The organism is Acetobacter sicerae (assembly GCF_011516765.1).
GTDB lineage: Bacteria > Pseudomonadota > Alphaproteobacteria > Acetobacterales > Acetobacteraceae > Acetobacter > Acetobacter sicerae.
The window spans coordinates 24,737-45,849 of sequence record NZ_JAAABN010000013.1; the positions used below are offsets into that span (position 1 = coordinate 24,737).

Below are 21,113 nucleotides of genomic sequence, written 5' to 3' on the forward strand. Positions count from 1 at the left end.
CAGAAGAAATGGTCCAGATCAGACCCGCATGGGCATCAGAACGTAAAGCGCCGAGGGGCTGTCCACGTCGCGTACGATGGTCGGAGCCGAACTGTCGGCGAAGACAAACTCGACATCCTTGCTCACCTGATCGGTGATGTCGTTCAGGTAGCGGGCCTGAAACCCGATCTCCATGTCGTCGCCGTCATAGGTGACACGGGTATCGTCCAGCTCTTCCTTCGCCGTGCCCTGATCGGCGCTTGTGGCGGAGAGGATGAGCAGATCACGTGACAGCACCAGCTTCACGGGACGCGAGCGTTCCTGACTGATGGCCGCGACACGACCGACCGCATCCGAGAAATCCTTCTTGCCGACGCGCAGGGTGCGATTGTTCCCAGAGGGAATGACACGCTGATATTCCGGGAACGTGCCGTCGATCAGCTTGGAGGTCAGTGTTATGGACCCTACCCCGAACTGGATACGGGTATCAGAGACGGAAACATCCACCTCATCCGGCGCTTCGTCCAGCAGCTTGCGGATTTCACCAATGGTCTTACGCGGGATGATCACGCCCGGCATGCCGGAAGCCCCGGCAGGAACCTCGGTCTCGACACGAGCCAGACGGTGTCCGTCTGTAGCCACGGCGCGCAGCAGACCGCCCGCCTCACCCTCTGTGACGTGCATGTAGATGCCGTTCAGGTAGTAACGGGTTTCTTCCGTGGAAATGGCGAAGCGGGAACGGTCGATCAGGGATTTCAGCACGCCGCTGTTCAGCTTGAACTGATGCGGGAGATCACCGGCCACCATGGAGGGGAAATCATCCACCGGCAGCGCGTTCATACGCGTCGTATAGCGACCGGCGCGGAGGTCAAGCTGCGCTTCACCACCGGGATGGCTCAGTTCAACTTCGACGCCGTCCGGCAGCTTGCGGACGATTTCGTACAGCACGGCCGCAGGAGCTGTGACCGCGCCCGGTGTGTGGATTTCAGCAGGCACTTCCTCAACGACCGCAATTTCCATGTCTGTGGCTGTCAGACTCAGATGGCCGTTGTTGGCGTCAATCAGCACGTTGGCGAGGATGGGAATTGTGTTCCGCTTCTCGGCAACGCTCTGAATATGTGCAAGAGCCTTGAGCAGCGTTGCGCGATCGGCCGTAAACTTCATCGACACCAGTTCCCCTGTCCTGCGGACATTGTTTCCGCGTTCCAACCCTGATCAAGCAGATCGGAAATCAAGGCGGGCAATCTAGCAGGGGACACGCCCGGGGCAAAGAGTCGGAGTCCGGTTTTCTTTATGGAACAGCGTGTTTTCTGCCCGTCAGCTCTCAAGCATCCGGCGCAGAAGCTCGACATCCTCGGCGAACGCCGTATCCCGCTCCATCAGTTCCTGCACGCGTGAGACAGCATGCATGACGGTGGTGTGGTCACGGTTACCGAATTTACGTCCGATTTCCGGTAGGGAACGACTGGTCAGCTGCTTGGCCAGATACATGGCGACCTGCCGGGGACGCGCCACCGCACGGGCACGACGGGCGGAAGACATGTCGGTCAGACGGATGTTCCAGTGCTCGGAAACCTTGCGCTGGATTTCCTCGATCGTCACCCGGCGATCATGGGCCTTGAGGATATCGTGCAGAACGTCCTGCGTGGATTCCAGCGTGATCGGGCGTCCGAACAGGTTGGCATGAGCGATCAGGCGGTTCAGCGCACCCTCAAGCTCACGCACGTTGGTCGTGATCTTGTGCGCAAGGAACTCAAGCACCTTACCCGGAACAACTACGCCGGAGGCGGTGGCTTTCGCCTCCAGAATGGAGATGCGCAGTTCAAATGTCGTCGCGTGAATATCCGCGACCATGCCACAGCCAAGCCGCGTCCGCAGACGATCCTCCAGACCGGATAGATCGGACGGCGATTTGTCCGCGGACACGACGATCTGTCGCCCCGCATCGACCAGCGCATTGAAGGTGTGGAAGAATTCTTCCTGCGTATTGTCCTTGCCGATCAGGAACTGAAGATCGTCGATCATCAGCACATCAACAGAGCGCAGGTGGTCCTTGAACTCGACAGTCGACTGGGAGCGGATGGCGGCGATGAAGCGGTACATGAACTTCTCGGCCGACATATACGCCACCGAAATACCACCCCGACGCAACAGCTCAGCACCGATGGAATGCATGAGATGCGTCTTACCGAGGCCAACGCCACCATACAGAAACAGCGGATTAAAGCCGACACTGGACGGTTTCTCGGCCACGCGGCGCGCGCAGGCGTAAGCGAATTCGTTGGGCTTTCCGACGATAAACGTATCAAACGTGAAACGCTGGTCGAGCGGAGCAGCGAGGTCGGCTCTCGTATCGGAAACACGTTCGGCTGGGGCAGACGACCGGGCCGCCGGAGCGGGCGTCACTTCAGCAGCAGCAGGTTTGTCCCCTTCCCCATCCACCGGAGCAGCAGACGGCGCGGCGGCATCACCCGGACGCATGACCTGAAGCTCGACACGGCGGATGGCCGGGATTTCCTGATTCCACAGCGTGCTCAGCCGGTCACCATACTGACTCCGGACCCAGTCACGCAGAAAGCGTGTGGGGAGCATGAGGGTGACTTCATCACCATCGACAGGTCCAAGAACGATCTGCTGAAGCCAGGTCCGATACTCAACGTCCCCGACCTCCGATCTCATACGACCGGAAATTCTGTCCCATGCTTCTGTGAGCAGACCGGACATACCAGTTGAAGCAGACTGCAATCCGGCACCTTCATCTGAACTCAACGGCATTTCGGAGGATGGGGTTACCGGCATTGTTTCTGCACACTCACTTCCCCGATCATTGCCGGATCAGAGCGGCCCGGCAGGACCATTCCAGCAACTTCGGCGATCAAACATAAAGACACGCCCGCATCATGCGGCAAAGCACACCTTCGGGGACAATCCCGAGGTTTATTTCGGACAAAAACAGCCGTTTGACGGCAGGATACCGAGTTCGCGAACAGCCTTCCCGTTTCAAGGGAAGGACGGACATCCGCGGCCCCAGCGAAGTTGCCAGACTAGGCAAACGCGCCCGTGAAAGCAACGCATTTATGCCCGCAAACCTGCATACAAAATCACCATTTATTCTGAAACCATTCCTCACTCAGCAACAATGCGCGACCTGACGATAAAGCAAAAATAAGCCGGACTCCTTTTACGGAAATCCGGCTTATTTCTCAGGCATCGAAGATGCTGAAAGAAGAGCAGACTGCTTCAGGAAAACGGCTGATGCAGGTCTTCAGGCCGTTGCGATGGCCTTGATACGGGCAGACAGACGGGAGATCTTGCGAGCCGCAAGGTTGTGGTGCACCACGCCCTTGGTTGCTGCGCGCTGGATTTCCGGCTGAGCGACCTTCAGGGCTGCGTTCGCCTCTTCCTTGTTACCGCTTGCAATGGCCGTCTCGACCTTCTTGAGGAAGGTGCGCATGCGGGACATGCGAGCTGTGTTGCGGGCAGTGCGGCGCTCCGTCTGACGGATGCGCTTACGGGCAGATGCGATGTTCGCCATTGTGTCTATCTGATCCAGAAGTCGATATGGTTATACGCGCTCCACCCGAAAGCGGCCGCGCTGAATTAGGTGCGGTTCTCTAAGCCAACGAAAGCCCGCGCGTCAAGCAGAGTTCTTGCTTTTCCGCGAGATTCTGCCCTGCCTGTTGCCTGCAGTCACACTCACCGGAGCCGGATTATCCACAGCGGGCTGCTGTTGTGGACAAAAAAACGTGGAGCGTCCGGCCTGCGTGATCTGCGCCACACCCGGACAACCTGACTTGCCCCTGCAGTCCGGACATGGCTGTCCGGCACGACCGTAAACACGCCAGGCATGCTGAAAATATCCCAGTTCACCATCGGGCTGGACATAATCCCGCAAACTGGAACCGCCAGCGTCGATAGCTTCCTGCAACACCGCACGGATAGCCACGACCAGCCGCTTCAGTACTGGCCGCCCCAGCAGACCGGCGGGCGTTTCCGGATGGATACGCGCACGGAACAGGGCTTCACACACATAGATATTACCCAGCCCCGCCACGATCCGCTGATCCAGTAGCATCACTTTCACCGGACTGCGCCGGCCCGAGAAGGCTCTTAGCAGAGTATCAGCGGTGAAGGCGGGATCGAACGGCTCCGGTCCCATGGCCGCAACCAGAGGGTGCTCATCCTCGGCGTCCGTCTCGACAAGATCGAGCGCGCCGAACCGACGCGGATCGACCAGCCCGAAACGCTGCCCGCCCTCCGTGGTGAAGGCGACGTGCTCGTGACGCAGTTTGCCCTCCCCCACTTCCAGCGTTGCATCGGCGTCATCCAACATCACCCGGCCAGACATGCCGAGATGCAGCAGGACTGACTGGCCACCGGAAACACGGATGAAAATATATTTCCCCCGCCGACGGAAACTTTCGATTGTCCGGCCTTTAAGTGCCTGTCCCAGACCCGGGGGCAGAGGCCAGCGGAGATCTGGACGACGCACGACGATGGCGTGGATACGTTCGCCAAGAAGGCGTCCCATCATTCCACGCATCACGGTTTCTACTTCGGGGAGTTCTGGCATGACGCTAAACACGCTATAGAGTGCAGCCATGACCGACAATGCCCCCCCCAGCCCCCTTCATGACCTCCACGCCGCACCGCATTCCACCGGGACTACCCCCGGGACTGCTGGCGACGACACCGCCGATTTCGGCTTCCGCGCTGTGCCCAGAGAAGAGAAGAAACCTCTCGTCCGGGCGGTCTTCGACAGTGTGGCGAGTCGCTATGATGTGATGAACGACCTCATGTCTCTGGGGGTCCATCGAGTCTGGAAACGGATTTTCAACGCCGAGCTCGCGCCGCAACCCGGCCTGAAGCTGCTTGATCTTGCTGGCGGCACCGGCGACGTGACGTTCGGCTGGCTTGCCGGCGGTGGTGGGCCAGCCATCATGACAGACATCAACGAGAGCATGCTGTCTGTAGGTCGGGATCGCGCCATCTCGCGCGGCTATGTGTCCGACCTGTCCTTCTGCGTGGTGGACGCGGAACAGATTCCGCTTCCCGACCGCTGCATGGATCGCGTGACCATCTCTTTCGGCCTGCGCAACTGTACGGATAAACTGGCCGTTCTCCGGGAAGCACGTCGCGTGCTCAAGCCGGGCGGGCGCTTCCTGTGCCTCGAATTCTCCCGCGTGCAGGTGGCCGCTCTGGCGCCAATTTACGACGCCTGGTCGTTCAAGGTTCTCCCCACAATGGGATCGCTGATCGCCAAGGATCGTGACAGCTACCAGTATCTGGCCGAGAGCATCCGCATGTTCCCCGATCAGGAAACGCTGGCCGACATGTTCCGGGAAGCCGGTTTCTCCCATGTCCGCTACCAGTCGCTCTCAGGCGGGATTGCCGCCATCCATTCCGGCTGGAGACTCTGATCGATGGCCGCCGCGACGACCCAGACGCAACCGCCCCGGCGGGTTCTGCTCATCGTCAGCGGCGGGATCGCGGCTTATAAAGCGCTCGAACTGGTTCGCCTTCTCAAAACGGCGGGGGTTGGAGTCCGATGTGTCCTTACCCGCGCTGCGAGTGAGTTTGTCACACCGCTCTCGCTACAGGCGCTGAGTGGTGAACCCGTCCATCAGGACCTGTTCTCCCTGACCGATGAGCAGGAAATGGGGCACATCGCCCTCTCCCGTTCGGCGGATCTTGTGGTTGTCGCGCCTGCCACGGCCAACATTCTGGCCAAAATGGCGTCCGGCCTCGCTGACGATCTGGCCAGTACCCTGCTGCTGGCGACCGATACCCCCGTCATGGTGGCGCCAGCCATGAATGTGCGGATGTGGGAGCACCCGGCAACGCGCGCGAACATACACACGTTGCAGCAGCGGGGCGTAATTGTCGTAGGCCCCGACGACGGCCAAATGGCGTGCGGCGAATACGGACCTGGTCGTCTGGTGGAACCGACGGTCCTGTGTGACGCCATTCTCGCCCAGCTTGAGACGGCTTCCTCCAGCCCTTCCGGTGAGCCCCCTTCTTCGTCTGTTTCGTGTTCTCAGACTCCGCCCATGCAGGCTTCCTGTGCCTCCGTTGTCAACCTGCGCAACGGGTCTCTGTCTCACCGTGAACAGGGGGCATCCCCCGAAACTTCGTCACACTGGCATCCTCTGGTCGGCAAACATGCGCTGGTGACGGCCGGACCGACGTATGAGCCGATTGATCCGGTGCGCTATCTCGGCAATCGCTCATCCGGCCTGCAGGGCTACGCAATCGCCAGTGCGCTTGCCGATCTGGGCGCGCAGGTGACGCTCATCAGCGGGCCAACCTCTCTGCTTGCTCCCTCCAGCGTCTCCCTGATCCGGGTTGAAACGGCGCAGCAGATGGAAGCGGCCGTCATGAGCTCGCTTCCGGCTGACATCGCTGTCTGCACGGCGGCTGTGGCCGACTGGCGTGTGGCGGACCCGGTTTCGTCCAAGATCAAGAAGCAGGCCGGCTCGCCCCCACCGTCCCTCGTCCTCGAACCGAATCCGGATATCCTCGCCCGCATTTCCCGACCGGGCCAGACCCGCCCCACGCTGGTGGTCGGCTTTGCCGCCGAAACCGATGATGTCGAGGCCAACGCCATCGCCAAGCGTCAGCGCAAGGGCTGCGACTGGATCGTCGCCAATGACGTTTCGGCAGGCACGAATGTCATGGGCGGAACGGAAAACAGGGTTATCCTGATCACTGAAGATGGCGTGGAGCACTGGCCGCTGATGGCCAAAACGACTCTCGCGCTCAATCTGGCCCGACGTATCGCCCTCCGTTTCGGGGCTCCAGCTCTTGCAACCACGGAAGAAGCCCGTCAATGACGCAACCTTCTCCACCACTCTTTGAAACGGATCTCTTTTTGTGAACGCACCGGTTGTTCAGGTCGCCGTCCGGCGTCTGCCCCGCTCGGAAGGGCTTCCCCTGCCATCCTATGCCACCGCCGGTGCCGCGGGCATGGATCTTCTCGCCGCTGTCGACAGCACGGTCACTGTGCCTCCCGGGGAACGGACCCTGATTCCAACGGGGCTCTGCATCGCCCTGCCGGCCGGTTACGAGTTGCAGATCCGTCCCCGCTCCGGCCTTGCCCTGAAGCACGGTATCACCCTGCCGAATTCACCCGGCACGATAGACGAAGATTATCGTGGTGAATTATGCGTTATTCTGATGAACACCGGACAGGAAGCCTTTACGGTGGAACGGGGCATGCGGATCGCACAGGCGGTCGTTGCTCCTGTTTTTCGGGTTGCATGGAATGAGGTTGATGACCTTGAGGCGACGGAACGTGGCGCTGGTGGCTTTGGCAGCACAGGCACGCACTCTTCCTGACAATGACATGAAACGACCCTGTCCCACCGGACGATACCGCGTCAGACGCCGCATATTCCGATGAGCAGCACCTCCTTTTTCGCCGATGCGGCAGGATTTACCAGAAGAGTCAGTCACGACTCTCCTCGTCTGGCGATGATTGTGGCGATGCTCTGTGTTGTGGGCGTCATGCTGGGCTTCGGCTCCAACGCCACGACATGGTTCGGCATCGTCTTTTCCGGAACGCAGCAACCCTCGCAGGCTTTACCGCTTACCGCGTTACCTTTCGCACTGGCCGTAACAGCTGCGCGCGCCGTGATGTGGTTCGCTGTTTCCTTTCTGTGTGCGCTCGCCGGTGCGGCGCTGGTCTTTGGACGGGAAAAACCCGGACGGGTGGCGCTCGCACTCCTTGAAATCGTGCAGGCGGTCCCGATTCCAGCATTCATGGTGCTCGTCCTGCCTGTCTGTTTCGGCGTCCATGGCTGGCTTACCGGACATGCGCTCGCAGGCGAGGTTCTGATCGGGGCTCCCGCCTTCGCCGCACTCACCTTTCCCATGATGGACGCAGCCATCCGCGCCCATCAGGAGGTGCCGTCTCACCTTGTGCTGGCGGCGCGCAGCTTCGGCCTCCGGCCCTGGCCGCTTTTCTGGAGGCTTTACGCGCCGTTCGGCCTGCCTGCGGTTGTCCGCAGCATCGGGCGCGCCATGCCGAATGTCTGGCTGGGCCTGACTTTCGCCGAAGTCTATGCGGGCATGAAGGACCTGCCTCTCCCACCGGGACTGGGCGGCTACGCGGTGTCCTCCATCAGAAACCATGCCTCCATGGGTTTCACGCTGACACTTCTGGTCACGGGATGCCTTGTCATGGTCACGGACCTTCTGATTGTCCGTCCCATGAAAAAATGGGGGCAGCGTTTTGACAAAAACTCTCCCGGACGTTCCGCGTCCGCTCTTTTCGGAGATGTTCCTCTGATCGGACGCATGCTCACCGATGGGTCACGATTTCTGAGGATTGTCGGCAACCTGCCGCTTGGTCCCAAACCACGGGCCACAGTGCTGGATGATCCCGAGAAAACCCCACGGATCATCGCGCTGATTATCCCGGCTTTTCTGGGTGTTGCAGGTCTTCTGGCCTGTGCAGCTTCGCCAGACGGCCTTCCCGATCCCGACGAATGGCTGCGAGCCGGACTCCTCGGGATCGGCGAGATGCTGACGCTGCTTGTGCCGCTGGGCATCTGCTCCGTTGTTCTGCTTCCCATCGCCGTTGGTCTGAAGCGCTGGGCTGATCCGATCCTACCGGTTTTCCGGTTTTTGACGCTTTTTCCTGCGGTTCTTCTGTTTCCGCTTGTTGTCGCTCTGGTCGGACCTGAATCTGCGCTGTCACCTCTGCTGTTTGTCGGACTGCCGTTTTTCCTCGCCTTCCATCTGCTCATCGGCGTCCGGGATTTCCCGCGGAACCTACAGGAAGTTACACGCGCCTATCGCATACGGGGATGGCTCAGATGGAGGACCATCCTGTTGCCCGGTCTGGCGCAGTCATGGCTCAAAGGCGTCCACAGGGCGTTCTTCTGGGGCTGGAACGCCGTCATTGCTGCCGACATGACGTTATGGGGCAGTCATATTTCCGAACACGGTCTGATCGGCCGGTCCATCATCGACGCCACCAGCAGAGGCGACATGGCGCAGGCCTCGCTTGGCGTCATGGTCATGACGCTGCTGGCCATGGCGAGTGAAGCGCTGATCTGGCGACCTCTGGGTCTTTACGTCAGACGCCGCACCGCCGGACAGGCGATGGAGATGCCCTGATCATGCGCTCTCACTGTATTCGGGGTTTTTCTACCCCAGATGACTTGTTAGGCTGCCATCAGATGATTTCCAGACATCAATGTGCAGGATAAGCACCATGTTTTCCGCTGACGCGCTGCCCTCTCTGGAAGAAAAACCTTCCTCTGCACCGAAGTCTGAGACGCCGCTGCTATCGCTGCGCGACGTGGGACAGTCCTATCATCGGGATTCCTCAACGGACGTTCAGATTCTCGATGGGGTTTCTCTGGATGTGAAACCCGGTGAAATCGTCGGGCTTCTCGGTCGCTCCGGATCGGGGAAGTCGATGCTGCTGCGCATCATGGCCGGTCTTCTCATTCCCAGCAGCGGCACAGTGCTCTGGCGCGGCACTCCGCTGAAACGTCCCATAGCCGGACTGGCGATGGTGTTTCAGTCCCCCTCCCTGTTTCCATGGCTGAACCTGCAGGACAATGTCGAACTGGCGCTGGAAGCCGATGGCATGAAGGGAAAAGACCGGGAACTGCGGGCGGAAGAAGCCATCGATCTGATCGGTCTTGGCGGTTATGAAAACGCATGGCCGCACGAACTGTCCGGCGGCCTTTCCCAGCGGGCCGGACTGGCGCGCGCTCTTGCGGTTCATCCCGATCTTCTCCTGATGGATGAGCCTTTTTCCTCGCTTGATGTTCTGACAGCAGAAAATCTTCGCACGGATCTTGTCGAACTGTGGTGCGAGAAAAAACTGCCAGTTCAATCGATACTGATGGTGACACACAGTATCGAGGAAGCCGTGCTGATGTGTGACCGCATCCTTGTCTTTGCGGCCAACCCCGGCCGCATTGAGCATGAAGTTATCGTTCCTCTTGCTCACCCCCGCCTGCGCGATGATCCTTCGTTTCTGGAAATCGTTGATTATATCTACACATTGATGACACGTCGCACGCCAGTCATCTCGGAAGCCGATCTGCCTGACATGACGGTCGTGCAGACTGTCCAGCCACAGCATCTCCCGATTGCGGCTGTTTCAGTAGGCAGTATGGTGGGGCTGATCGAGGCGCTGGCCGCCCCTCCCGTAAACGGTCGGGCCGATCTTCCACTTCTTGCCGCAAAAGCGCATCTAGAACTCGACGATCTGTTTCCTCTTGTCGAGGCGCTGCAAATCCTCGAACTCGCAGAAGTTGAAGACGGTGATCTGCTGCTGACACATGAAGCCCAGCGTTTTGCGGAAAGCGATTTTGACGAGCGCAAAACGATCCTGCGTCACGCCCTGCTCAACGCCGTGCCTCTGGTCAAAACCATCTGCGCCGTTCTGGATGAACGTCCAAGCCATACGGTCGGCGCAGATCGGTTCCGGGATGAACTGGGCGAAAGCATGTCCGCCGCTTATGCGCAGCAGACCCTGCAAACCATTATCTCATGGGCACGCTACGCGGAGCTGTTTGATTACAACGAAGAATCTGACCAGCTTTTTCTGAACAAGGGCAGCGCGACCTGAAACTTAAGGAAAGTGCTGCTCAAAACAGGCAGTGACACGTCCTGCACAATTGATCAGAGCGTGCTGCGCAGTCCAGACGCGGCACGCCCTGATCATCGCTTTTCACAAGATACCTATTTTATCGCGCAGGCTTGCGAAACTTGTAAACAACCTGATCCGTGTGTCCTTTTATGGTCTCATCGAAGACCGAAGCGGAATGTGTATCCTGTGCATTCCGCAGGGCGCTGCTCTCACTTTCAAAAACAAAGCCAGCCTTTTCCACCTGAGAACGGATCAGGGCGGGATCAATACGATGTAATGTCTTTGCGGTATCCGGCGTGCTACCGGAGGCCGCCACGTGATCAATCACGATATACACGCCACCGGGCCGCAGAAGATTGAAGACAGACCGGTCGAAAGCCAGCGCAGCTTCAGCGCCCCGACCGTAAACATCGTGATAGTTCTGGGAAGTCCAGGCCATATCGACGGATGTAGGAAGCGACAGGGCCTGCATTGACTCCGTCAGAACCGAGACGTTGGGGAATGCGGGATCTGCTGCGATCGCTTTCACCGCATCGGCGGCATCGGGTTTTTCAGCGACCCGCTCTGCTGCGACAAGTGCATAGACATGCCCTGACTTCCCAACAACATTACTGAAAATACGGGTAAAATAACCTTGTCCGGGCATGAGATCCGCAACTTTCATGCCCGGTCCCATTCCGGCAAACGCCAGTAGTTCAGCCGGCTTGCGGACCTTGTCCCGTGCTCGATCAGAAGCAGGACGATCCCTGTCAGAAAGCGCTGCTGCAATCGGCAATGTTCTGACCTGACTTCCCTTGAAGGCAGGCTGTGCCTGTAGAGTATGCGAGACGCTCAGGCCCGTTCCAGCCAGCAGCCCCATGAGTGAGCACATGATGATTTTTCTGCGCATTTTTTATCTCCTCCCGAACAGAAAAGCCCCGCTTCAACGTGAAGCAGGGCCATTTCCTTAAACTTACCAGCGTGGCTCAGGTCCTTTGACAATCTCGGACAGATCGTCAGGTCTGACCCACTTGCTGAAGGCCGCCTGCACATCGGCGGCTGTCGCCTTGTAATAGGCATGCGCGGCAATATCGGGTGTATCGAGAGGCAGACCCAGTTCGATCAGACGCAGATATTCGCCTGCGATCGCTGCAAGACTGGCGCGGCCCAGCGGAATACCACGCAGAAGCGAGGATTTGGCGACAGTCAGTTCATCATCGGTCACCGGAGCGACCTGCATGGCGTGAATGTCCCGCAGCGCCGCTTTCCGCGCATCGCCGACCTTGTCCGGATCAGCGCCGTAGGACACCGAATAGGCGCCACGATTGCGGCTCCAGTCAAAGCTGCTGCTGACGGAATAGACATAGCCCGTTTTCACACGCAGATCGCGATACAGGCGGGATGAGAAACCGCCACCCAGCACTTCATTCCCCAGCGTCAGCAGGAAATGATCCGGATTGGTGGGCGTCAGTCCGAGGCTTTCCGGCAGAACAACCGTATCCTGCACGTTGCTCTTGTCCGGGACATGGGAACGCGAAGTCCTGCTGTCCGGCCTTGCCGACAGATCGACAACGGGCTTCGGACCCGTCGCCTTCCATGACCCGAATGTCTTCTCCACGACGGTCCGCGCCTGTCCCGGCGTCACATCGCCGGTTACGACAATGGTCGTCATATCCGGCCGCCAGACAGCGCCGTAATAGGCTTTCACGTCATCGAGCGAGAGACCCATCAATGTTTTCGGAGTGGCTTCACGCAGGCTCGGGTCACCCTTTGGCGAGACTGCGCCCATGATGGCGCGACTGAAGAGATAGCCGGGTGACTGCAACTGCCCGGCCTGTTCCTGCGCCGCCTGCTGCCTGACGATCTGGAAGGCCTGATCCGGGAAGGCTGGCTGAAGTTCATTTTCAGCAAGCAGGCTCATGCCCTGTTCGAATCTGTTCGATGGCACACGCAGCGAAAATTCCGCTCCGGCGCTTTCCCACGCAGGCACATCGTCGAGCGCCTTGCGGAACGCCAGACGGTCATGTTTCTGCGTGCCGTAGCCGAACAGTTCCTCCGTAACGTCGGAGACCCCTTCCTTGCCCTGAGGTTCCTGAAGGTCCGAATTATGGCGGATCAGACCAGCAACCTCGATTGTCTGACTGACGTGCGATGGATGCACGATCAGGGTCAGACCATTCGGGAGCGTCTGCACTACCGGCGCTTTCGCCGGTTCCGGAATATCGAGACGGGCCAGCGCTTTTTCAGCCCAGTCTGGCAGTTTGACCGGTTTGTCAGGAGCCGAGGCGAACGATTCAGCCCCGCCAAACCCTTTGCCTTCGATCGGCTTGCCGGAATTTTCCGGCGTCAGGATGGCCGTCACGGCACGATCCGGGTCCAGCAGTTGTGCGGCCAGCCGGTTGACATCTTCCGGCGTGACGGCGCGATAGGCCGCGATCATGTCGTCAGGTGACTGAAGATTTTTGAAGGCCAGCGCTTCCGACCAGCTTTCGGCAAGCCCGCTTACGGAATTGGCCGAGAAACCGAGCTGGGCGATTTCCTTGGTCTTCGCCGCTTCAACAAGTTCGGCTGGAACACCGTTTTTCCGGATGTCCGCCAGAATGGTACGAACATCCGTCAGAACCTTGCTGGAATCGCCACCTTTCGGGAACGCGGCAAGAGCCAGTCCGAAACCGGCAGATTTCTTCGGCGCAAATTCAAATCCGGCGAAAAGCGCCTTACCCGCAGGCACAAGCTGGTAGAGCGCACCACGCTGACTGGCCAGAACATCGGAAAGAATATCAGCAGCAGCGAAGTCTTTCGCATTCTGACCCGGCATCGGGAAAGCGATTGTCGCAAAACCTACTGGATAATCCGTGGGGAAGGTCAGTGTCTGCGCGGGCGCCGGTGCGGGCTTTACTGGCGTGCGCTCGGGCAATGTCTTGCTGGGGATGGTACCGAAAATATCCCGGATCCTGGCGATCGTCGCTTCCGGATCAACATCACCCGCAATCACGAGGATGGCGTTGTTCGGCGCATACCACTGTTCGTAAAACTTCCTGAGCAGCGCTGCATCCGTCTTGTTGAAGGACGGACGCGTTCCCAGCGCGTCATGTTCGTATGGCGTTCCCTTGAACAGGATCGACTGCAACTGCGAGATATACCGATAAGCCGGGCTGGAGAGATCGCGGGATACTTCCTGCTCGATCGCGCCACGCTCCTTGTCCCAGTCAGCCTCGGACAGGGTCAGACCCTTCATGCGCAGGGCTTCAATCCGCAGCAGTACGTCCAGATCCTCGGCGGGCGCCGTGTAGTAATATTGTGTGACGTCTTCCGTCGTGTCGGCGTTATAACTACCGCCAATACGCGCACCGAGAGCAGCGAGCTGATCCTTGTCCAGCCCATTGCTGCCACGGAACATCATGTGTTCCAGCGCATGCGCTGTACCCGGGAAACCGGCTGGCGCTTCGGACGAACCCACCAGATAATTCAGCTCAGTCGTCACGACCGGCGCGAGCCTGTCCTGCACGACGACGACACGCAGTCCGTTCGGCAGAGTGGCTCTGGTGACTGACGGCGCCTGCCTGATGGGGGCTTCCGGCGCACGGGCGAGCGCCTGAGGGAACAGCGCAACCCCGCTCACCATACCGGCTTCCGTCATACAGCCGCCGAGTGTGGTTCCGGCGAGCAGCGCAGCGCAGAAGAATGGACGAAATGAGCCGAAGGTCTTGAAAAACATCGTGCAGTTGCAATCCCATAGCATCTAACTGCGCGGGATCATGCAGGCTGCGGACTGATCTGTCACCTCTTGGAGTCTTCTAAAATCCGGTCATGAAATATTCTTCATGAAGAGAAAAAAGCAGCCCCCGTCAGCAGCCGGACCTTCTTTTGAAGCGTTCATGCTTTTTCACGCCCCTTTTTCCGATCCAGGTAAAGAGAGGCAGCACGAAACGTAAAAGTTCCGGCCAGCACATGCAGATCCGTCCGAATATTCCGTCAATCGCGGGCCGGAAATATTCCCCTCCATGAGAGCGGCTGATTGCTCTGATGACCGTCGCCGCTACGCTTTCGGGCGTTGCAGGCGGATTGACGAAGTTCAGGACCGAGCCGCCGCTTTGCATCTCCTGCTCAAGCATCGGCGTGTCCACAGCACCGGGAAAGACCGACGACACAGAAATTTTCCGTGGCTTGACCTCGATCGTCAGCGCCAGCGCAAAACTGCGCAGGGCCGCTTTCGCCGCAGCATAAACAGAACTCTCGGGGAGCGGATAAACTGCCGCCAACGAGTTGACGAACGCGATATGCCCTCCCCGTTTCATGACTGGCAGCAGAAGAGAAGTCAGAAAAACAGGCGCCGTGAGATTGACGGCGAGCTGTCTCTGAAGGGCATCCGCCTTCAGACCTTCAATGGCTCCCGGCTCAATGATTCCAGCACAGTGAACCAGAGCCGCAATGGGCACGTTTGCCTTCACGATTTCCGAACCGGCGCGCTCAATGTCGGCCGTATCAGCCAGATCGCAGACAATGTGGGACAGATGTGGATCAGACAGCGGCGGCGCACGACGACTGAGCGCCACGACTTCATAACCAAGCCCGAGCAGGTCACGAACGACAAGATGCCCGATTCCCCCTGATCCTCCGGTCACAACCGCACGGGGCAGTTGCGCCCCGGAGCGCGGTGTTTCGCAGAAATCAGTCGCCTTGGTCATAATCCGTCCCTGAAAAACCGGGCTGTATGTCCGGTCGGAGCACACCTTAGCCGCTGCTTTCCTGACTGGCGACTATTCCATTTTTCTCAAGCGCATCCCACACCGCAAGACGGGCCTTGTTTGCAATACCATCGACACTCCGGGGGGAGGAAGTCGTGCCGGAAATCTTCACGACCACCTTGTCAAACTGGATGTCCGCAATCGTGACGGAAGGAGCCGGACTCGTCAGCAGCCCATCCACCTTTTCCAGCACTGCGGCCATCATGGGAATGATCTTCGAAAGATCCGTGCCTACAGGAAGACCGACGGTGAACGACATGGCTCCGGTGGGACGACCGAACGTGGCGTTTCTGACCGCGGAGGTGATGAACTGCGAGTTCGGCACGATCAGGGTCGAGCCGTCAGACAGTCCGATGTCCGTCGAACGCACGCTGATCCGACGAATATCGCCGGTCTTGCCTCCGATCTCCACCAGATCACCAATGGTCACAGGACGCTCGGCCAGAAGAATGATGCCGGACACGAAATTCTGCACAATCGACTGAAGACCAAAACCGATACCGACCGACAGGGCGCTGACGACCCATGTCATGCTGCTGACCGTCACGCCGATGGACGACATGACAATCAGAATGATCCCGATCCATGAAGCATAGGTGAAAATTGTCAGGATCGACGTCTGTCCGCCTTTATCCAGCGCAGTGGTGGGAAAAAGGCGTTTCGTCAGCCAGCGTCTTACAATTTTGATGAAATAGTGTCCGGCAATCGGAATCACGAGGCATTTCAGCAAAACATCGAACGAGAGCGTGACACCACCGATGCTCTGCCCAAGCACGACCTTGCCGATATTCCCGAAAATCACGTTGAAATCGAAATCGCCGCCGGACTGCGCCACGGCAACGGCGACGAAAAGCAGAAAGACGCTGAACAGGCCGGACATGACGGTCATCATCTGATCAATGATCCGATCCGGCAGGCCCATTGAAACGAAATAGCGACCGATCCGGCCGGTGCTCAGCAGTTCTGTCTTGGAGAAATCGTTGACCAGCAAATAGACCAGCGCGAGGCCAAAAAGCGTGATGACCATGGAGCAGACCCATGACAGGATCGTATAGCCCAACGGAATATAGCCGATCAGCATGGCGATGATGCTGAAAACAGAGACAAGGGCCAGCAGCACCCGCGTCACCCGCCCCAGCATGCCCTGACGCACAACACCACCTTCCGCGATCGGAGCGGGATGGCGTTCGATCTGGAGCGGGATCGACAGCAGCAGCGGGGCGGCGAGGAGGATGAAGCCGGCGTCCAGCAACTGCACCGTCGTCTGGCCCAGCCCAGCTTCCATATCAAAATACCGTAGCGCGCCCCGGAAGAAGATCAGCAGCGCGAACCACACCACATGCCAGCGGAGCGCTTTCGCCGCATTGTCGCTGATCGGGAGCACCCGCCAGTCCGGGTTGGTGGGAGAAAGCGTGGCGAACCCAGCCCCCAGAATGAAGCCAACCAGCGGAATCTGCGTGCTGATCATGCTCGCCATACTGGAGAGGGCGCTTCCATCCGGCATGTCCCCGTCTGTCGCGCCCAGCCACAGAACAGCAGCGGACAGCGTGGCGCAAATGAGGCAGAGCGGCGCGAAAATGGCGGCAGCCGTGACGCGACGCAACCTTCCGTCAGGCAACATTCTGGCGGCGGCCCGTCTGACCTGACGCAAAAGAAAAAACGGCGCCGTGATCAGACTGCCAATGGCGACTAAAGCCCCAAGCAGAGCGGCGATCCTCCAACCGCGCAAATCCTGAAAAACCGTTCTGAGGGTTTCCGAGTAGAGAGTCATGACGCTCTGTTCGGTCGCCGGAAATTCGTTCGACACATGTCCCCAGAATGTCGGTGTGACAGGAGATGCGAAGCTCTGGAACAGCAGGGCCTGCTGCACCGCATCCGTCCGCTGGCTGAGGATTTCCGCAAGGGCATGCGCCTCCAGCGCATAAAGGCGCGCGCGCATAAGGCGGCTATGCAGATCATTCTGAGCCTGCAGGATCAGCTGACGTTGCCGGGTGATTGAAGCCGGTTCCGCCGGTGCGTCTTTCGCGGGAGCCGTCCCGAGAACATCCAGAAGATTTTTGTAGGTTTTCTCGTATGGTTCGAGTTTGGTCACCATGCCCTGCGCAGCAACCTCGTCCGCCGCCGCCTGCTGCGCCAGTTCGTTCACGGTGATCCTGTGAACACCGGTCGCTTTCTTCACATCGATTCGGGCCTGATAAACATTCCGAATGGATGTTTCCAGACCGTTCAGGGCGTTGTCAGAGACAACGGTCGCAGGCACGGCAATGAGGGAGTCCTGATCCGGAGCGTTATCCGCAAATGCCGGAGACATCATGAACAGCGCCATCAGCCACAGGATGAGACTCAGAAACAGACCATTTTTCAACCGAAAGAGTTCACCATCCCGCTGCGTACGTATCCCAAACATCAATAACCCTGCCTGCCCGTTCCCACTCGCACCGATGTCGCAGACCATGGGTCACACACATCAGATGATCTCATTGATAACTCACAGAAAGCATTTTCGTTCGCTTCGAGCCATCGGTCATTCCCACAGGTTCGTCTTTTCGCCATGATGAGACAGTCTCACGATGACCGTTGCGACGTGCGCACAAGCGCCTTTGGGCGCTGATTTTCCTTCTGTCTGGCTGGGAGGCCCGATGCCGCATTCCGATACGTCGCGCGAACTGACTGTGCGTGGCCTTGTTCTGGGCGCTCTGATCACCGTCGTCTTCACTGCCTCCAACACCTATCTGGGCCTGAAAATCGGGCTGACCTTCGCCTCCTCAATCCCGGCCGCCGTGATTTCCATGGCCGTCCTGAGGTTGCTGGGAGGCGGGAGCATCCTTGAGAACAACATGGTCCAGAGTCAGGCCTCCGCCGCCGGGACCATCTCGACCGTCTTCGCCGTGTTCCCTGCCCTGATCCTGATCGGGCACTGGAACCATTTTCCTTTTCTGGAAACGGCGGGTCTGACGGCTGTCGGCGGAATGGCCGGCGTTCTGTTCACCATTCCGCTGCGTCGGGCTCTCGTGAACGACAGTCCTCTCCCCTACCCTGAGGGTGTCGCTGCCGCTGAAATCCTGCGCGCCGGCCATGAAAGCGCTTCCGGTGAGACGTCACATCGCGGTCTGACCGCCCTGATCAGTGGCGCTGCCGTATCCGGCGCAGTTTCCTTTGCATCGGGAGGACTGCGTCTCCTCGCCGACAGCGCGACCACCACCTTCGCTCTGGGATCTGGTGTTTTCCGCCTGTCCACCGGCTTTTCCCTCGCACTTCTGGGCGCGGGTTATCTTGTCGGCGCGGCGGGAGGGCTGGCGATGCTGTTCGGCTACGTGCTGTCGTGGATCGTGGCCGTTCCCTGGCTGACCTCCATCACGCCCAACACGGACCATCTTGACGCCGCATCCTTCGCAACATCGGTCTGGGTGCACAAGGTCAGATTCATCGGTGCCGGAGCCATCGCCACAGCCTCCCTCTGGACGCTTGGAGAACTCGCTCTTCCGGTATTCCGAGGCATCACAGGCGCTCTCGGGAACGCTGCGATCAGCGAAGATGGCGGGAAAGATCTGTCTCCCCGCACAATCATGGTGACAGGCACGCTGCTATCAGTCGCCCTGTTTCTGCTGCTCAGCCTCTTTCTCTATCCCTTCACCTCGCATTTTGTCGTGCCTGCGTTGTTCGGCACGGCCTTTCTCGGCGTGTTCGGTTTTCTGACGGCCGCGACCTGCGGCTATATGGCGGGACTGGTCGGATCATCGTCCTCTCCCATCTCCGGCATTGTGCTGCTGGCGACCGTGCTGGTCTGCTCGCTCCTCATGCTGATGGAACATCTCGCACTGCTTCCGTCGGTCTTTGCCGCCGACAATCACCATCTGGCCATCGCCTTTGCGATGGTCATCCTGTCAGCAATTGTGGCGGCGGCTTCCATCTCCAATGACAATTTGCAGGATCTGAAAACGGGGCAACTGGTCGGCGCATCCCCGTGGCGACAGGAAGGCGTCCTCCTGCTGGGATGCGCCGTTGGCGCGCTTGTCGTGCCTCCCGTGCTGAACCTGCTTTATCAGGCCTATGGCTTTACCGGAGCCATGCCACGGGCGGAAATGGATCCGACGCATGTTCTCGCGGCTCCTCAGCCCGCCATCGTCACCATGATCGCTTCTGGAATTTTCAGGCAGAATCTCGACTGGAGCATGCTCTCGATCGGAGCCGCCATCGGCATGGCGCTGGTGGCGCTGGACCGGATACTGCGTTTCCGCAGGCTGGCCCTGCCGCCGCTGGCCGTCGGGATCGGCATCTATCTGCCTCCCTCCGTCTCGACAACGCTCGCTGTCGGGGCCTGTCTCGGGTGGGTTGTGAAAAAGGCCGCTTCCCGTCGGACAGAACAGTCAGACGAAGGCACCATGATCGCCTCCGGACTGATTGTGGGAGAAAGCCTGACGGGCGTTGCTCTTGCCGCCGTGTCCGGTCTGAGCGGGAATGATGGAGTCCTGGCGATCGGCGGAGGCCTGTCTGCTCCCTGGAATGGGATTGCCGGTCTGCTGGTTTTTAGCGTTGTCTGTCTGTGGTTTGCCCGCCGCATTCTGAAATCTGCGACTTTGTGAGAACGCCTTTCTCCTGAAACCATCAATCTGACGACGACGATTCCAAGGGAATTGACGTGGAGCGCCGGGGCACCATGAAAAGACTTTGGTAGAAAGTAATGCCCGGCACGATGTTGTTTGCGACACGGGGGGTATAATTGTACGAGACCTCCCCCAGAATCAGATATGTACCGCTGGAAGTTGCCGTGGTGGAACCACTCGGAATCGAAACACTCGAGCCTACGGCACGCGGATCTGTGTTGAGGGCCTGACTCCAGACCACCGTCCCGCTGCCTCCGCCTGACGCCACCATGATTTCCGAGACCGTCATTTTGGCGGAGGCAGAGGGATATGGCTCCAGCACCAGCGTGGATGCCTGCAGCACCAGAGCCAGATCCGTCTCCGCCACAGTGGTATACTGCGTCGTCACGTCGGCAAGGGAGTGAGATGCGGCCGTCACTTTACGCGACACCACGACCGCTTCCTCCAGAGCGGTGCCACCAATCAGCATGATCAGCAGAATGGGCGCCATGAGAGCGAACTCAACGGCTGCGACGCCCTCCCGCGCCCGAAGGAATAGAGCCCGGAACCTCACGAAGAAGGCTCCACCTTGATCACGGACGTCGAAATGATCAGCCGCGATCCGTTGTTGAGCGTTGCCGCAGCAAATCCATCGAAATTTTTCAGGACAGGCAGCATGTACATCAGTTCAAACACGACAACGCTGCCGGCGGTGCCCGGATCATAACTCATGGAGTTCGTCACCGCCCCGGAGGAATCAAACGACAGCTGCGGCGCTGTCGTGCTGGCGTCTGCAAAACTGCTGACGGAACGCACGTTCACCAGAAGATTGGAACAGCTCATGTATGCTGGCAGAATCGCACAGGCCTGATTTTTGAATTCGCCCGCATTCCCCGATGCTGGAGCCTGTCCCGTCAGAAGCTCTCGTGACATCTCATCGGAAACGGCGTCGAGTGCGCTTTGCGTAAAATAGACGACGCTCATGACCAGCGCGGACAGCATCAGTGCGAAAAGAGGCACGCAGATGAGAGCAAACTCAACTGCCACAACCCCTTTCTGATCGGATATCCCTCTTTTCATCTGACCAGACAGCAGCAGGTGGCGAGCCTCTCTGTGATCTGATTTGCGAGAGGGAGATTCTGTCTGGCTGTTCATGCAGCATTCCAGACAATGACCCTGTGAAAGCGCACGGGATAAGACTACCGTTTT

The 21,113-nt window shown here is 59.0% G+C and carries 16 protein-coding genes; 6 read left to right on the forward strand and 10 right to left on the reverse strand.

Going from position 1 to position 21,113, the window contains the following annotated elements:
• Positions 1 to 18: 18 nt before the first annotated feature.
• The 4 genes from dnaN to mutM form a co-directional block, all read right to left on the reverse strand.
• Entirely contained in the window at positions 19 to 1,143 is a 1,125-nt protein-coding gene (dnaN, locus tag GVI59_RS13520; protein WP_010666414.1) for a DNA polymerase III subunit beta, read from the reverse strand.
• A 153-nt stretch (positions 1,144 to 1,296) separates the two neighbouring features.
• Entirely contained in the window at positions 1,297 to 2,703 is a 1,407-nt protein-coding gene (gene dnaA / locus GVI59_RS13525) for a chromosomal replication initiator protein DnaA (RefSeq protein WP_173574775.1), read from the reverse strand.
• 541 nt (positions 2,704 to 3,244) lie between these two features.
• Entirely contained in the window at positions 3,245 to 3,514 is a 270-nt protein-coding gene (gene rpsT / locus GVI59_RS13530; protein ID WP_173574736.1) for a 30S ribosomal protein S20, read from the reverse strand.
• A gap of 102 nt (positions 3,515 to 3,616) precedes the next feature.
• Positions 3,617 to 4,552, reverse strand: a complete 936-nt coding sequence (gene mutM, locus GVI59_RS13535; RefSeq protein WP_173574776.1) for a bifunctional DNA-formamidopyrimidine glycosylase/DNA-(apurinic or apyrimidinic site) lyase — start codon at positions 4,550 to 4,552, stop codon at positions 3,617 to 3,619.
• A 28-nt stretch (positions 4,553 to 4,580) separates the two neighbouring features.
• On the opposite strand from mutM, the gene GVI59_RS13540 reads away from it, so the two are divergent.
• From GVI59_RS13540 to GVI59_RS13560, 5 genes are all read left to right on the forward strand, one after another.
• Complete coding sequence (locus GVI59_RS13540; protein ID WP_173574737.1) at positions 4,581 to 5,399, forward strand: class I SAM-dependent methyltransferase; 819 nt, start codon at positions 4,581 to 4,583, stop codon at positions 5,397 to 5,399.
• Positions 5,400 to 5,402: 3 nt separating this feature from the next.
• On the forward strand, positions 5,403 to 6,812 hold the full coding sequence (locus GVI59_RS13545) for a bifunctional phosphopantothenoylcysteine decarboxylase/phosphopantothenate synthase (RefSeq protein WP_173574738.1): 1,410 nt from the start codon (positions 5,403 to 5,405) through the stop codon (positions 6,810 to 6,812).
• A gap of 40 nt (positions 6,813 to 6,852) precedes the next feature.
• The gene (gene dut / locus GVI59_RS13550; protein WP_173574739.1) at positions 6,853 to 7,317 is read left to right on the forward strand and encodes a dUTP diphosphatase; all 465 of its coding nucleotides are present in this window, start codon (positions 6,853 to 6,855) and stop codon (positions 7,315 to 7,317) included.
• Between the two features lie 60 nt (positions 7,318 to 7,377).
• Entirely contained in the window at positions 7,378 to 9,102 is a 1,725-nt protein-coding gene (locus GVI59_RS13555; RefSeq protein WP_173574740.1) for an ABC transporter permease subunit, read from the forward strand.
• 97 nt (positions 9,103 to 9,199) lie between these two features.
• Positions 9,200 to 10,573 (forward strand): ABC transporter ATP-binding protein, encoded by a 1,374-nt coding sequence (locus GVI59_RS13560; RefSeq protein WP_173574741.1) that lies wholly within the window; start codon positions 9,200 to 9,202, stop codon positions 10,571 to 10,573.
• A 118-nt stretch (positions 10,574 to 10,691) separates the two neighbouring features.
• Here the strand turns inward: GVI59_RS13560 and GVI59_RS13565 are convergent, their stop codons facing one another.
• The 4 genes from GVI59_RS13565 to GVI59_RS13580 form a co-directional block, all read right to left on the reverse strand.
• Complete coding sequence (locus GVI59_RS13565; protein WP_173574742.1) at positions 10,692 to 11,483, reverse strand: class I SAM-dependent methyltransferase; 792 nt, start codon at positions 11,481 to 11,483, stop codon at positions 10,692 to 10,694.
• 63 nt (positions 11,484 to 11,546) lie between these two features.
• On the reverse strand, positions 11,547 to 14,291 hold the full coding sequence (locus tag GVI59_RS13570) for a M16 family metallopeptidase (RefSeq protein WP_173574743.1): 2,745 nt from the start codon (positions 14,289 to 14,291) through the stop codon (positions 11,547 to 11,549).
• A 130-nt stretch (positions 14,292 to 14,421) separates the two neighbouring features.
• Positions 14,422 to 15,261 (reverse strand): SDR family NAD(P)-dependent oxidoreductase, encoded by an 840-nt coding sequence (locus tag GVI59_RS13575; protein WP_173574744.1) that lies wholly within the window; start codon positions 15,259 to 15,261, stop codon positions 14,422 to 14,424.
• A 46-nt stretch (positions 15,262 to 15,307) separates the two neighbouring features.
• Positions 15,308 to 17,728 (reverse strand): mechanosensitive ion channel family protein, encoded by a 2,421-nt coding sequence (locus GVI59_RS13580; RefSeq protein ID WP_242013109.1) that lies wholly within the window; start codon positions 17,726 to 17,728, stop codon positions 15,308 to 15,310.
• Positions 17,729 to 17,960: 232 nt separating this feature from the next.
• Here GVI59_RS13580 and GVI59_RS13585 point away from each other — a divergent pair, with 232 nt between their 5' ends.
• Positions 17,961 to 19,904, forward strand: a complete 1,944-nt coding sequence (locus GVI59_RS13585) for an OPT family oligopeptide transporter (RefSeq protein ID WP_173574778.1) — start codon at positions 17,961 to 17,963, stop codon at positions 19,902 to 19,904.
• 22 nt (positions 19,905 to 19,926) lie between these two features.
• Here the strand turns inward: GVI59_RS13585 and GVI59_RS13590 are convergent, their stop codons facing one another.
• Both GVI59_RS13590 and GVI59_RS13595 read right to left on the reverse strand, forming a co-directional pair.
• Positions 19,927 to 20,478: a TadE/TadG family type IV pilus assembly protein gene (locus tag GVI59_RS13590; protein ID WP_338422104.1), complete on the reverse strand. Its 552-nt coding sequence runs from the start codon at positions 20,476 to 20,478 to the stop codon at positions 19,927 to 19,929.
• Positions 20,475 to 20,951, reverse strand: coding sequence for a TadE/TadG family type IV pilus assembly protein (locus GVI59_RS13595; protein WP_338422105.1), 477 nt, complete (start codon positions 20,949 to 20,951; stop codon positions 20,475 to 20,477). The genes GVI59_RS13590 and GVI59_RS13595 overlap by 4 nt, the downstream gene beginning before the upstream one ends.
• Between the last annotated feature and the right edge of the window lie 162 nt (positions 20,952 to 21,113).